This window comes from Micromonospora sp. WMMA1947 (assembly GCF_027497355.1).
Classification (GTDB): Bacteria; Actinomycetota; Actinomycetes; order Mycobacteriales; family Micromonosporaceae; genus Micromonospora.
The window spans coordinates 4,297,356-4,309,978 of the sequence record NZ_CP114909.1 but is presented as its reverse complement, the minus strand read 5'-3'; the positions used below and the strand labels follow the sequence as shown (position 1 = coordinate 4,309,978).

12 protein-coding genes are annotated in these 12,623 nt (G+C 70.0%); 6 read left to right on the top strand and 6 right to left on the bottom strand.

The genetic code is table 11. The annotated features are described in order from the left end of the window. Both O7604_RS20515 and O7604_RS20510 read right to left on the bottom strand, forming a co-directional pair. Positions 1–1,002, bottom strand: a complete 1,002-nt coding sequence (locus tag O7604_RS20515) for an NAD-dependent epimerase/dehydratase (protein ID WP_269705361.1) — start codon at positions 1,000–1,002, stop codon at positions 1–3. 47 nt (positions 1,003–1,049) lie between these two features. Beyond that, positions 1,050–1,982, bottom strand: a complete 933-nt coding sequence (locus O7604_RS20510; protein ID WP_269705360.1) for a putative sugar O-methyltransferase — start codon at positions 1,980–1,982, stop codon at positions 1,050–1,052. 377 nt (positions 1,983–2,359) lie between these two features. Here O7604_RS20510 and O7604_RS20505 point away from each other — a divergent pair, with 377 nt between their 5' ends. The 3 genes from O7604_RS20505 to O7604_RS20495 all read left to right on the top strand — a co-directional run bounded on the left by O7604_RS20505 (position 2,360) and on the right by O7604_RS20495 (position 6,556). Beyond that, positions 2,360–3,367, top strand: a complete 1,008-nt coding sequence (locus O7604_RS20505) for a methyltransferase (RefSeq protein ID WP_348651008.1) — start codon at positions 2,360–2,362, stop codon at positions 3,365–3,367. Continuing rightward, complete coding sequence (locus O7604_RS20500) at positions 3,364–4,485, top strand: nucleotide disphospho-sugar-binding domain-containing protein (protein ID WP_281577423.1); 1,122 nt, start codon at positions 3,364–3,366, stop codon at positions 4,483–4,485. Before O7604_RS20505 ends, O7604_RS20500 begins: the two co-directional genes overlap by 4 nt. 520 nt (positions 4,486–5,005) lie before the next feature. After that, positions 5,006–6,556 carry an alpha/beta hydrolase gene (locus O7604_RS20495; protein ID WP_332367321.1) on the top strand — a complete coding sequence of 517 codons (1,551 nt, stop codon included), beginning with the start codon at positions 5,006–5,008 and terminating at the stop codon, positions 6,554–6,556. Between the two features lie 80 nt (positions 6,557–6,636). On the opposite strand, the gene O7604_RS20490 is transcribed toward O7604_RS20495, so the two are convergent. After that, positions 6,637–7,437 carry a VOC family protein gene (locus tag O7604_RS20490; RefSeq protein WP_281577422.1) on the bottom strand — a complete coding sequence of 267 codons (801 nt, stop codon included), beginning with the start codon at positions 7,435–7,437 and terminating at the stop codon, positions 6,637–6,639. Positions 7,438–7,519: 82 nt separating this feature from the next. After that, positions 7,520–7,930 carry a VOC family protein gene (locus O7604_RS20485; RefSeq protein ID WP_269705355.1) on the bottom strand — a complete coding sequence of 137 codons (411 nt, stop codon included), beginning with the start codon at positions 7,928–7,930 and terminating at the stop codon, positions 7,520–7,522. Between the two features lie 243 nt (positions 7,931–8,173). On the opposite strand from O7604_RS20485, the gene O7604_RS20480 reads away from it, so the two are divergent. From O7604_RS20480 to O7604_RS20470, 3 genes are all read left to right on the top strand, one after another. After that, complete coding sequence (locus tag O7604_RS20480; RefSeq protein WP_269705354.1) at positions 8,174–8,503, top strand: non-heme iron oxygenase ferredoxin subunit; 330 nt, start codon at positions 8,174–8,176, stop codon at positions 8,501–8,503. Between the two features lie 61 nt (positions 8,504–8,564). Beyond that, a complete protein-coding gene (locus tag O7604_RS20475) occupies positions 8,565–8,747 on the top strand; it encodes a hypothetical protein (protein WP_281577421.1) in 183 nt (60 codons plus the stop codon). 158 nt (positions 8,748–8,905) lie between these two features. After that, positions 8,906–10,672 carry an ABC transporter ATP-binding protein gene (locus O7604_RS20470; RefSeq protein ID WP_281577420.1) on the top strand — a complete coding sequence of 589 codons (1,767 nt, stop codon included), beginning with the start codon at positions 8,906–8,908 and terminating at the stop codon, positions 10,670–10,672. A 110-nt stretch (positions 10,673–10,782) separates the two neighbouring features. Here O7604_RS20470 and O7604_RS20465 read toward each other — a convergent pair whose 3' ends face one another. Both O7604_RS20465 and purB read right to left on the bottom strand, forming a co-directional pair. After that, positions 10,783–11,184 carry a GNAT family N-acetyltransferase gene (locus O7604_RS20465; RefSeq protein WP_269705351.1) on the bottom strand — a complete coding sequence of 134 codons (402 nt, stop codon included), beginning with the start codon at positions 11,182–11,184 and terminating at the stop codon, positions 10,783–10,785. Beyond that, positions 11,168–12,454, bottom strand: coding sequence for an adenylosuccinate lyase (purB, locus tag O7604_RS20460; protein ID WP_269705350.1), 1,287 nt, complete (start codon positions 12,452–12,454; stop codon positions 11,168–11,170). The genes O7604_RS20465 and purB overlap by 17 nt, the downstream gene beginning before the upstream one ends. Between the last annotated feature and the right edge of the window lie 169 nt (positions 12,455–12,623).

The window sequence follows — 12,623 nt, the reverse complement described above, 5'->3', positions numbered from 1 at the left end:
TCACGTCCGTACATGGGGCTCCTCTCCGGTAGCTTCACCGCGATCCAGCAGAGCGGCGACAGTGCGGTCCACGGCATCGTCGAGCGCCGTCCGCGCCCGCCAGCCGGAAGCGAGCTGGAAGGGTGCGGGATCAATCGTGACGCTCAGAAAATCGATCACAGGCGCGTGCGCGGGCGGCGGCACGGACGTCACCGGCACCGGCGGCCGACCCGTGTGCGCGGCGACCGACGCCGCGATCACACGGAACACCGAGCCGACCGTGTCGTGCCGGCCGGTGCCCACCAGCCAGTGCCGGCCGGCCAGTTCGTCAGGTCGCCGCATGGCTGCCAGGAAGGCGTCCGCCGCGTCCTCGACGTACACCAGGTCGCGCTTGACCGTTCCGTCGTGCCACATGGTCAACGGCCGGCCGGCGATCGCCTGACGCGCCATCGCGGAGACCACGCCGACGTCGGGTACGCGGGACAACCCGCTCTGGCCGAAGACCGTCGGCAGCCGCAGGCTCACGCCCCGGATCACCGACGCCTCGGTCGCGGCCTTGAGGATGCCCTCGGCCCGGAGCTTCTGACGGTCGTACGCCGTCTCCGGGCGGTCCGGCTCGCTGCCGTTCATAGGGTGCTCGGGCGGACGGCCGACCTGCGAGGTCGTCGCGGCGAACACCACCACCGGAGGCGCCGCTGCCGGCCGTCGCCGGCCGAGGATGTCGACGAGGTCGCGCGCGACGCCGACGTTCACCCGATCGCCCTCCGGCGTGTCCGCGTCACGCCATCCGCCGCTGTGCTTACCGAGGTGAAGGATCACGTCGGCGTCCGCGACGGCGTCGGCGAGACATCGCGGGTCGGTGAGGTCGGCGGTACGGATCTCCACGTCGGCCACCACCTCGTCCGGGATCGGGCTGACCCGGCGCGACACGGCACGCAGCCGGATCGGGAGCTGCGAGAGGCGGGCGGTGACGACCGATCCCAGGTATCCGGACGCACCCAGCACGCTCACCAGTGGACCCACTGTTCCTCCGACCTTCGGTACTCGCCTGCTTCCGTCCCCCGGCACGGTCACCGCTGCGGGCCGGTGCTCGGCCTCCCCCGGCGGTAGATCGCCTGCCAGTAGAAGCTCCACGGCACGGCCCAGGCGTCGGCGACGCAGCGCCAGTCGTCACCGGGCCGGTAGGCAGCGATGAACTCCGGGACGGCAGCGCGCACCGCCCGGTCGTCGTGGATGTCGAGCACCTCGCGCAGCAGGCCGGTCTCCATCGCCCGGCGCAGGGCGTCGTCGCCCTCGACGTGCCCGTCCAGGCTCTGGTCCCAGTACTTGCCGACCGGGTTCTTCACGTACAGGGCCGTGCCCCGCTCGCCGATGAGGTCGAGGTAGCTCCGTGCGGTCTCCGGGGCCATCTCGGCGAACGAGTCGATGTTGATGCACAGATCGAACTCGCTCTCGCGCAGCGCCGCGTTCACGTCCTCGTCCTCCACCGGGACGAAACGGATCTTGGCGAACCGGGCGTCGTCGAGGACCTCCCGGAGATACCGTCGGCTGAGGTGCATGGTGCTGCGCAGGTCCACGATGCAGTAGGCGGCGATGTCGTGGTTCGACAGCAGGGTGTGACACGTTCGTCCGTAGCCCGCACCGATCTCGAGGACGCTCGCACCCGCCAGGTCGACGCTCTGCTCGATGAAACCGAGTTCGAGGGTGGCCTGCAGATAGTCGAGGCAGATGCTCTCGCCGCCCACGCGGACGGCGATGGGGTTGCCCACGTCCCGGTGGGTGGTCCTGCGCAGCCGCTCCCAGTCGGCCGGCCCGAGCGCTGTCGCCAGGTTGTGGACGAGCGTCTTCAGGTACCGGACGCCGTTCACCTCGGGATTCCACAGCGAAATCTTGTGGTTCGGCCGCCCCGACTTGAAATTCGCGAGGTCGACGGCCGCTTCCTCGGTCACCCAGTGCCTGCTGATGCGTTCCCATTGCCGGCTGGCTTGGTACGTGTCTGCCATGTCGATTCGTCTTTCGCCAGAGGAGAGGAGCCGGAAATGCCGATTTAATCGCTCGGTGAGCGCCGACGTACTCGACCTCGACGGAGCTTGGCATCTGGCCGATCCCGCCACAACCTCGCGATTGCGGTCGGCCGTGTTCAACTGAACGTTCTCGCCGGTCGAACGGCATCCGGAACCATCGCGCGCAGTTCTGAACGAGCTGTGCGGATCGATGAATGCCGCTATCGTGAGGCGCTCCGGTGCCGCCCGCCCGCAGGCGTGGCAGTGGGCCGACTTCGGCCAGGGCCGGTGGGGAAATTCCGGCAGCGAATTCCAGGCGGCCCAGCCGTGGGCTGTCGAGCCGCGTCGACCACTGGAGGTGGCAAATGTCGGAGAAGGTGGATGTCGATTCGCTCAGTGATCTGGCGACCCCGTGGAGCCTGCGGGTGGTGGTGACACTGGGCATCGCCGAGCACGTGGCAGCCGGCGTCACGACGATCGGGGAGCTCGCCCGGAAGACGGACTGCGATCGCGACGCGCTCGCGCGGGTCCTGCGCCATCTGGTGGGCAAGGGCGTCTTCGAGGAGCCGGCCGAGGGCGAGTTCGCGTTGAACGAGGCGGCCCGCACCCTGCTGGAGCCCGGTCCGCTGCGCGGGCTCACCCTCGACGGCCACGGCGGTCGCAGCGCCGCCGCCTGGAGCGGGCTGCTCGCGACCGTCCGCACCGGCCGCCCGGGCTACGAGACCGTCTTCGGACGCTCGTTCTGGGAGGACCTCGAGGCTCATCCCGAGATCGCGGAGAGCTACGACGCCATGATGGGCCATCGGGCCGGCGACGCCTCGGATCCCGCCGTTCTCGTCGACGACGACTGGGCGGACGTCCACCACGTCGTCGACGTGGGCGGCGGTACCGGCGAGACGCTGGCCGAGATCCTGCGGGTCCGGCCGCACGTGCACGGCACCCTGGTCGACCTGCCCCGTGCGGTCGCCCGAGCCGCGGAGGTCTTCGCCGCCGCCGGGGTCGCCGACCGGGCCGCGGTCAGCGGGCAGAGCTTCTTCGACCCGCTCCCGCCCGGAGCGGACGTGTACCTGCTCAAGCGCCTGCTGCTGGACTGGCCCGACGAGGAGGCCGCCGCCCTGCTCACCCGGTGCGCCGAGGCCGCAGCCCCACGGGGTCGCGTCGTCGTGGTCGGTGGTGTCTCCCCCGGGCGGGAGGCCGCCCGGGCCGGGCTGATGATGATGGTGCAGACCGGCGGCAAGCCCCGCACGCTGGACGAGTTCCGTGCCCTGGCGGCGCGGGCCAGCCTGGCGGTCACCGCGTACGGGCGCACGCCGTCCGGCCAGTTCGTGGTCGAGTGCCGCCCGGAGGCCGGCGGCCCCGCGCGGAAGGCCGGCGACCGAGCATGAGATTCCTGTTCCTCACCACGGGCAGCCACGTCACCGTCTACGCGACCGCCGCTCTGGCGAAGGCGGTGCGCAACGCGGGGCACGAGCTCCTGGTGGCCACGAACGAACCGCTGATCGATGCGGTGGAGGGCATCGGCGTACCCGGAGTGTCGATCATGCCGGAGCCGATCCGGCACTTCCTGACCGGCGTCGGCTCGACGGACGAGATGGTGGTCGCCGGCCGTGGCCTGGCCAGGATGGCCGCCGCCGCGACGCCCACCCTGCGGGACCTCGCGGAGGACTGGGCTCCCGACGTGGTCCTCGGGAGTTCGATGAGCTACGCGGCGGGCCTGCTCGCCACCCGGCTGGGCGTCCCCTTCGTCCGGCACGCCGAGTACCTCCAGATCCCGATGGCGGAGATCGATCCGGCGGCCGAGGAGGAGCTGGCGCCGCAGCTGAAGGACCTGGGCCTGGGCGGGCTCCCGGATCCCGCGATGCTGATCGACGTCACTCCGCCGTCCCTCGGGCCGTCGCCGTCGGCGCGGGCGCAGCCCATGGGTTTCGTCGCGACGAATCCTCAGCGCCGCCTCGAACGATGGATGTACACCCGGCCGACGGACCGGCCCCGGGTGCTGATCACCTCCGGGACGCATCACCGCATGCTCGCCGGCAGCGCGCTGCACCACCTGGTGCGGCAGCTCACCTCCGCGGGAGCCGAGGTGGTGATCGCGGCGCACGCGGAGGTCGCCGCGGAGTTCGGGGCGGACACGGACGACGTCCGCGTCGGCTGGATCCCGCTGGACGTCGTCGTCCCCACCTGCGACCTGACGGTGCACCATGGCGGGGCGACCACCGCGATGACCATCATGACGGCGGGGGTCCCCCAGCTGATCACTCCCCCGAACACGCACACCAGGGCGATCGCCGGCGTCCTGTCGGCCGCCGGCGCGGCGCGGACGATCCGGTCGGAGCTGCCGGAGGGGAGCCATGACCTGGCTGACGCCATGGCCGCGGACAGCCGGGAGATCCTCGCCGACCCGCGGTACTCCCGGCGGGCGCGAGCCCTGGCCGCCGAGATCGCCGCGCTCCCGACGCCGGCCGATGTGGTCCGACGGATGGAGTCGCTGGTCACCGGGTGACCGGTCCGACAGGGACCCGGCCGGGGCAGTCGCCCTCGGCCGGGTCCCTTCGTGTGGGCCGGATCCGCCGGCATCGAGTTATTTGAATTCCCCTCGGCCGTCACCGTCTCCGGACGCCTGTGCCGTAAGGACTGAAGAATCGACCCGATCCGCATGATCGACCGACCGGGTCGGCAGGCCGAACCGCTCCCCGTCGCCATCACTGTGCATTTTCCGCCAGCCATGTCGGCCGGCCGGGCACCCCGCCGTCGGCCGACCGATCGATGGCCGCACCACGACCTCCGACAGCGCTTCCCTCCGCACCGGCGTCAGCCTGGGACGATTCGAATGGCCGGACTGGCGAGGTAAGACCCGAATAGGCGCTGTTGCAGCGTTACGTGCCGCATTCCCCCGCCGAATCGCCGCCGCACGAACTCATTGATTCGACCTGTGAAGCTGGTTTGACAAAGCGCGTCGAGCCCTGTCGAATCAGCGGCCACGCATCTGTGAATGCATTCGCTTTCGAGCAATGGGGGAATGGATGAGAAAACTGTTAGCCGGCGCGGCGGCGGTTGCGCTGGGTCTGACGGCACAGGTCACCGTGGTCCCCTCCGCGGCGGCGGCCCGGCCGGCCGACCGGCCGATTGCCGGAATCGCCTGGTCACCTTGCCCGGACGACGACCCTCTGATGGACGACTATCTCGTGGGGCTCGAGTGCGGTTCCCTCGAGGTTCCACTCGACCACTCCCGACCGAACGGCCAGAAGATCACTCTGGCCCTGACCCGAGCCAAGCACACCTCGCCCGAATCGCAGTACCAGGGCGTCGTCCTGTTGAACCGGGGCCAGTGGCCGGGCACCATCGGACGGGATCTGCCGACCCGCTTCGCGGACGGCTCCACCGGCCTGCTGACCTCCGTGGGCTCCACGTACGACTGGATCGGCTTCGACCCGCGCGGCGTCGGCGCGAGCGAGCCGTCGATCAGCTGCGATCCCACGTACCTCTACCCGGGCGGGGCCCGGCCCGACTACGTTCCGGCCGGCAACGCCGAAGAAGCGGTGTGGGTGAACCGGGCGCGCACATTCGCCGAGAGCTGCGGGCAGAAGTACGGTGACACGCTCAAGTACTTCCGGACGGCGGACACCGCCCGCGACATGGACCTCATGCGGATCGCCCTCGGCCAGGAGAAAATCAATTACCTGGGCTACTCCCACGGCACCTACGTCGGCTCCGTCTACGCCTCCCTGTTCCCGAACCGGGTACGGCGCATGGTCCTGGACAGCGTGGTGCGGCCGAGCAGCGTCGGGTACAAATCCCTGCTGGAGACGAACGAAGCCTTCGAGAAGCGGGCCCAGATCTACTTCGCCTGGATCGCCGAGCACGACTCGTACTACCACCTCGGACGAACGCCGGCACAGGTCGAGGCGAACTACTACAAGGGCATGGCGATGCTCCGCAAGGCGCCGATCGACGGCAAGATCGGGCCGGCCGAGTACAGCGACATCTTCTCGGTGAACGTGTATCGCAGCTACATCTGGACCTACCACGCCGGGGTGCTGGCCGACTGGGTGCTGCGCGGGGACCCGTCCGGGCTTCGGGACAACTTCCTCGAGCCCGACTTCCCCGCCCAGAACACCCACGCGATGTACCGCGCCGTGCAGTGCGTCGACGGCCCCTGGCCCCGGAACTGGAACCAGTGGCGGACCGATCTGTCCCAGCAGCACCGCAGGGGCACCAAGTTCATGACCTGGAACAACGGGTGGTACAACGCGCCGTGCGCCTTCTGGCCGGTGCCGGCGGGCAAGCCGACGAAGGTCGGCGACCGGAACGTGAACATGCTGCTGATCCAGGCGGAACACGACGCCCTCACGCCGGTGCAGGGCGCCGTCGAGGTACACCGGTTGTTCCCGAACTCCCGGCTGGTCCTGGAGCGTGGCGGCGTCTTCCACGGCGCGTCCCTAACCGCCAACGCCAACGCGTGCCTGAACAACCACGTCATCGCCTACCTGAGGGACGGCACCCGGCCGAACTCGGTCGCCGGCGTCGACGCTCACTGCAACGCCAATCCGTTGCCGGATCCGGCTGACGGCTGACGGCTGACGGCTGACGGCTGACGGCTGAGCACGGCACCGGGCCTCTGGCCGGGAGACATCCCGGCCAGAGGCCCGCTCTGCTATGCGCTGGTCGCCCTCCACAGGAAGCCGTCCGGGTCGACGAAGTATCCCGAGTAGACCCCCGGCGAGGTCTCCGCGCCGGCTGCGGCGACGTGGCCGCCGGCCGGAGTCACCGCGGCCAGAAGGCTGTCGACCTCGTCGCGCGAGGCCGCGGCCCGCTCGAAGGCCGCCGCGCGGAAGCCGGCGCCGCCGCTCTCCTTGACCCCGGCGTCCTTCGCCAGCATGCCGCCGTCCATCAGGCCCAGCCGGCAGCCGCCCGAGGTCGGCTTGAAGTCGATGTACTTGCTGCCGTAGTCGCGGTCGACGGTCATGCCCAGGGCCTGGTAGAAGGCCGTGGACGCCTTCGTGTCGGCCACCCCGAGCAGCACGCCGACCTCGCTCGGCACGGGCGTCTCCTGCGCCGGGCCGGTGTCCTTCTTCTCGGACGACGCGAGCTTCCACACCGCGCCGTCCGGCGCCTGGAACACACCGGAGAAGCCGGCGAACATGGCCTTCTTCGCCGGCTTGAGGACGCTCGCGCCGTGCTGGGCGGCGGCGTCGAGAATGCTCCTCACCTCGCTGGGCTGGTCGACGATGTAGGTGAGGACGTAGCCGCGATAACCGGGCGCCTTGGGCTCCACGTTCGCCTCCGCGGCCAGCGCCTCGGAGGGGCACACGGCCAGCTGTGCGACACCGTGCAGGTCGAGCTCGACCCGCTCGTCCCGGTGCTCGACCCCGGTCGGCAGGAACACGGACTTGTAGAAGGCGTGGGCGGCTTGCGGGTCCGTCGCCCCGATCGTGATCACGTCGGGCAACAGCATGTGACGACCTCCTCTGGCTGAGATGACGATGCGGGCCGGGACCGGTTCCCGGCCCTGGTTGACGAAGAGAACGAGGGTGGGCTCAGCGTGCCTGCTGAATCCTGATCAAATTGCCGGCCGGGTCGCGGAACGCGCAGTCCCGCACGCCGTAGTCCTGTTCGATCGGCTCCTGCACCACGTCGGCCCCGCTGGCCTGGACGCGCTCGAAGACCCCGTCGAGGTCGGGAGCGGACAGGAGCACACCGGCGTACGTGCCCTTGGCCATCATCTCCTGGATGGTGCGCCGCTCCTCGTCGGTGATGCCGGGGTCGGCGGCCGGCGGCTGCAGCACGATCGACGTCTGCGGCTGGTCGGCCGGCCCCACGGTGACCCAGCGCATGCCGTCGTAGCCCACGTCGTTGCGGATCTCGAACCCCAGCACGTCGCGATAGAAGGTGACCGACGCGTCCGCATCCTCGTGCGGCAGGAAGCTTGAGTGAATTGTGATGTTCATACCGCAAACGCTAGCGGCCGCCGCGCGACCAGTGCTTCTTGATTCCTGACGCTTCTGGTCCCTTTCCGTCGGTTCCACGAGGGCTCCTCCGCCGTCCGAGGGACCACCCGAACGAGCCCGCGCCGCCCCCGGCGGCGGCGCCTCCAGCGCGGTTCGACCCGCCCTCCGTTCCTGCCTGAGGGCCCGGGCGCAAGGTGGCGATGGTCGTTTCCGTCCGGGTGCGATCGGGAGAGGGCTGACTCGATGGATTTCGTCAAGGCGTGTCCGGTGGCAGACGTCCCGGATGAGGGCGCGATCGCGCTGGAGATCGAGGGCACCACGGTGGCCCTGGCCCGCAGCGGCGGGCAGGTGTACGCGATCCACGACCTGTGCTCGCACGCCGAGGTCTCGCTCTCCGAGGGCGAGGTGTACGACGGCACGATCGAGTGCTGGCTGCACGGATCCTGCTTCGACCTGCGGACCGGTGAGCCCACCAACCCACCCGCGACCCGGCCGATCGGCACCTACCCCGTGCGGGTGGAGGACGGATACGTCTACGTCGCCCTCACCCGGACCGCCGAGCGGCAGCCCTGATGGGGAGCGGTCGCGCGGCGGCGCCGCCCTCGTCCATCGACTCGCATGAGGAGAGCCCATCATGAAGACCCCACGGCTGCCGGACGGGCTGCGTTCCGTGCTGCATCACCTCAAGATGGGCCTGATCTGGTCGGGAGCCATGTGGGCCGGCGTGCCGACGGGATTCGTGACGATGCACATGGACGAGCCGCTGACAGCGGCCGAACGCGCCGAGTGGGCGGCGCTGGAGCAGCGCCTGCGGTAGCGGATCCCCGGCTGTGCGCACTGCCGTCCGACGCCGCGATCCGCGGGCTTGCACGACATATGGTTCTCGTCCGGAGCATGCCGCCCCGTCGCGCCCGAGGGCGCGACGACGCCTCCGGTGGCGCGCCGCGCCTGACGCACGTCGGCTGAGGAGGCCTGGTGACCACCGCTGACCCCCATGTGCCGTTGCGGCGCATCCTCCGGCTCTTCCGCCCGTACGGATGGAGCCTGCTGCTCGTCGCCGCTCTCGTCTGCGCCACCTCAGCGGTCTTCCTCGTCAACCCGTTCCTGATCCGCGAGATCCTGGACGTGGCCCTGCCCCAGGGACGGACGGGCCTGCTGACCGTCCTCGCCCTCGGCATGATCCTCGCCTCGGTCGCGAACAGCTCCTTCGTCGTCTGGCAGACGTACGTGTCGACGAAGGTCGGCGAGCAGGTCATGCACGACCTGCGATCGGCTGTCTACGCGCACCTGCAGCGCATGCCGCTGGCCTTCTACACGCGGACCCGCGCCGGCGAGGTGCAGTCGCGGATCACCAACGACATCGGCGACATGCAGGCCACCGTGACCACGTCCGCGACGACCCTGGTGTCCGACGTGACAGTCGTGGTGGCCACCGTCGTCGCGATGGCCATCCTCGACTGGCGTCTCACCATCGTGTCGCTGGTGATGGTGCCGTTCTTCGTGTGGGTGGGCCGCCGGGTGGGCAACCAGCGGCGCCGCATCACCCGGGAGCGGCAACGCCAGTACGCGACGATCGCCGCGATCGTGCAGGAGTCGTTGTCCGTCAGTGGCGTGCTGCTGGCCCGGACGATGGGACGCTCCCGCTCGCTGACCGACGCCTTCACCGCCGAGTCCCGGACCCTGTCGGATCTGGAGATCCGCTCGCAGACGGCGGGCCGGTGGAGCCAGGCGACGACGTGGGTCGTCATGGCGTCGATGCCCGCGGTGATCTACTGGGTGGCGGGGCAGAGCGGCCGGGGCGACAGCATGGCGATCTCCATCGGTACGTTGGTCGCCTTCACCACGCTGCAACAGAACCTGCTGCGACCGGCGGTGTCCCTGCTGGATGTCGCCGTGGAGCTGCAGACCTCGCTCGAACTGTTCAACCGGATCTTCGAGTACCTCGACCTGCCGGTGGAGATCAGCGAGCCCCGGCACGCCAACACGGTGAAGCCGCGCGGCGAACTGCGGATGCAGGGAGTCTGCTTCGCGTACCCGGGCGCCGCCCGGCCCACGCTCAACGCCATAGACATCACCGTTCCCGCCGGGCGCAAGCTCGCCATCGTCGGCGAGACCGGATCCGGCAAGACCACCCTCAGTTACCTGATTCCGCGGCTGTACGACGTGACGTCCGGGCGGGTGACCATCGACGGCGTCGACGTGCGGGACATGTCCGCCGACTCGCTCGCCGGGGCGGTCGGGATGGTCTTCCAGGAGACCTACCTGTTCCACACCTCGGTCGCCGAGAACCTGCGGTTCGCCCGGCCCGGGGCGACCGACGACGAACTCGTCGCGGCCGCGAAGATCGCACACATCCACGACCACCTGATGTCTCTTCCCGACGGCTACGACACGGTGGTGGGCGAACGCGGATTCCGGTTCTCCGGCGGGGAGCGGCAGCGCCTGGCGATCGCCCGCGCGGTCCTGCGCGACCCGCCGATTCTCGTGCTGGACGAAGCCACGAGCGCCTTGGACAACCAGACCGAGCAGGCCGTGCACCAGGCCATCGAGGCGGCGAGCGCCGGCCGCACCACAGTCACGATCGCCCACCGGCTGTCGACGATCCGGGACGCCGACGAGATCATCGTGTTGGACGCCGGCACGATCGTCGAGCGCGGTACCCACGACGAGCTGCTGGCGCTGGGGGGCCACTACGCGATGCTGATCAGCCGCGACGCCCAGCTTCCCGCCGAGACCCGCTGACGGGACCGCCACCGGTCGAGCCGGGCGCGGATCACGCGCCCGGCCCGCGGCACGCCGGTACCCGCACCGGCCGTTTCGCCGTGCGGGTCCGGCACCGCGGGCCTGCCTTGCTACGGATTGAGCACCCAGGCGGAATCGTGCCGGGTGAAACCGATGTGCGGGTAGTAGTCGCTCGCGGCGGGCGCCGACAGGAGCACGATCTTGGCCATCGGCGCCTCGTTCCGGGTCGCCTCGATGAGGGCCTTGCCGATACCGGAGCGCTGATGGGAACGCGCGACGGCGATGTCCGAGAGGTAGGTCACGTACGAGAAGTCGGAAACACTCCTCGCGATGCCCACCAGCTCACCCTCGATTCGGCAGGTCACGATCAGGTTCGCCGATCTCACCATGGTGGCCATTCGCGCGACGTCAGCAATGGGCCGGCGCTCGCCCAGCCCGGAGGACCGGTAGACGCCCAGGACCGCTTCCATATCCAGGTCGGCGCCCGTCTCGCGTTCAATCTTCCAGTTCACGGAGGCTTTCCAATCGCTTGAGGACGACATCGTGGTGGACGAGGAAACGGTCCGGCCGAAGCGGGCCGACGTCGACCCCCTGGGCACGGAGCAGGGTCCCGAAGTCGGCGTCGCCGGAGCCGGCTCCGTCGGCGGCGGCCTGAACCGCCCGGTAGGCACGTTCCCGCTCGGTGCCGCGCTCCAGCAGGTCGGCCAGGACCGCGGAACTGTAGACCAGGCCGTTGGTGAGGTCGACGGCCGCCCGCATGCGGTCGGGAAAGACCTGGAGCCCCGCCACCAGCGCCGTCGCCGCGCTCACCTGGTAGTGCGCGACGATCATCGCGTCCGGCAGGACGACCCGCTCCACCGAGGAGTGCGACAGGTCCCGCTCGTGCCACAGCGCCACGTTCTCCAGCATCGTCCCCGAGTATCCGCGCAGCAGGCGCGCCAGTCCCACCAGTCGCTCGCTGCTCGTGGGGTTGCGCTTGTGCGGCATGGCGCTCGACCCCTGGTAGGCGGCCGGCCGGGGCTCCTCCACCTCACGGATCTCGGTACGTGAGAGCAGGCGGACCTCGGTGGCGATCTGCTCGACGCATCCGCCGAGGAGGGCGATCACGTGCAGGAGTTGCGCGTGCCGGTCGCGCGCCACGACCTGGGTCGGCGCGGGTTCCACGCCGAGGCCCAGCTCGGCGCAGACGTACTCCTCGACGAACGGGTCGATGAGCGCGTAGGTCCCGACGGACCCGGAGATCGTCCCGACCGCGACCTCCGAGCGTGCCGCCCGCAGCCGCCGCACGGACCGGTCGATCGCGAAGGCGAAACCGGCGAACTTGTGGCCCAGCGTGGTGGGCTCGGCGTGCATCCCGTGGGTCCGTCCGATGCACACCGTGTGCCAGTGCGCGACCGCCTGGTCCGCCAGTACCGCGCGGAGCCGCACCGCCGCACCGAGCAGCAGGTCGCAGGCCCGGGCCATGGTGGAGCCCTGGGCGGTGTCGACGAGGTCGTAGCTGGTCATCCCGAGGTGCACCCACCGGGCGGAGTCCTCCGGGATGCCCTCGCAGAGGGCCGCGAGGAAGGCGAGGATCTCGTGGTCGCGCTCGCGCTCGTGCGCGACCACCTGGGCCACCGAAGGCACACGGGCGCTCCGGATGTCGTTGAGGGCGCTCTCCGGTACGCGTCCCAGAATCGCCTGCGCCTGCGTGGCCAGGACCTCCACCTCGGTCCATGTCGCGTAGCGCGCCTGGTCCGACCAGATGTCCGCCATCTCGGGCAGAGAATAACGGGGAATCATGACTGTGCAGAATAGTCATTCCGTCGATGTGCTGTACAGCCGGGTTTTCTGTTTTATCCGTGCGTGCTTTCGCCTGGTAGACCATTTTTCAGCAGTTGAACAGGGCCCACCCCGAAGGATGAGGCATTTCTTCTCCGCGATTGCTCCGACCGGCTCCCACCGGCGCGCG

Excerpts from the sequence above, each read along its gene's own strand:
- O7604_RS20510 (WP_269705360.1), bottom strand. The coding sequence starts at position 1,982 with ATGGCAGACACGTACCAAGCCAGCCGGCAATGGGAACGCATCAGCAGG.
- purB (WP_269705350.1), bottom strand. The coding sequence starts at position 12,454 with ATGATTCCCCGTTATTCTCTGCCCGAGATGGCGGACATCTGGTCGGAC.
- O7604_RS20485 (WP_269705355.1), bottom strand. The coding sequence starts at position 7,930 with ATGAACATCACAATTCACTCAAGCTTCCTGCCGCACGAGGATGCGGAC.
- O7604_RS20480 (WP_269705354.1), top strand. The coding sequence starts at position 8,174 with ATGGATTTCGTCAAGGCGTGTCCGGTGGCAGACGTCCCGGATGAGGGC.
- O7604_RS20495 (WP_332367321.1), top strand. The coding sequence starts at position 5,006 with ATGAGAAAACTGTTAGCCGGCGCGGCGGCGGTTGCGCTGGGTCTGACG.
- O7604_RS20500 (WP_281577423.1), top strand. The coding sequence starts at position 3,364 with ATGAGATTCCTGTTCCTCACCACGGGCAGCCACGTCACCGTCTACGCG.
- O7604_RS20475 (WP_281577421.1), top strand. The coding sequence starts at position 8,565 with ATGAAGACCCCACGGCTGCCGGACGGGCTGCGTTCCGTGCTGCATCAC.
- O7604_RS20490 (WP_281577422.1), bottom strand. The coding sequence starts at position 7,437 with ATGCTGTTGCCCGACGTGATCACGATCGGGGCGACGGACCCGCAAGCC.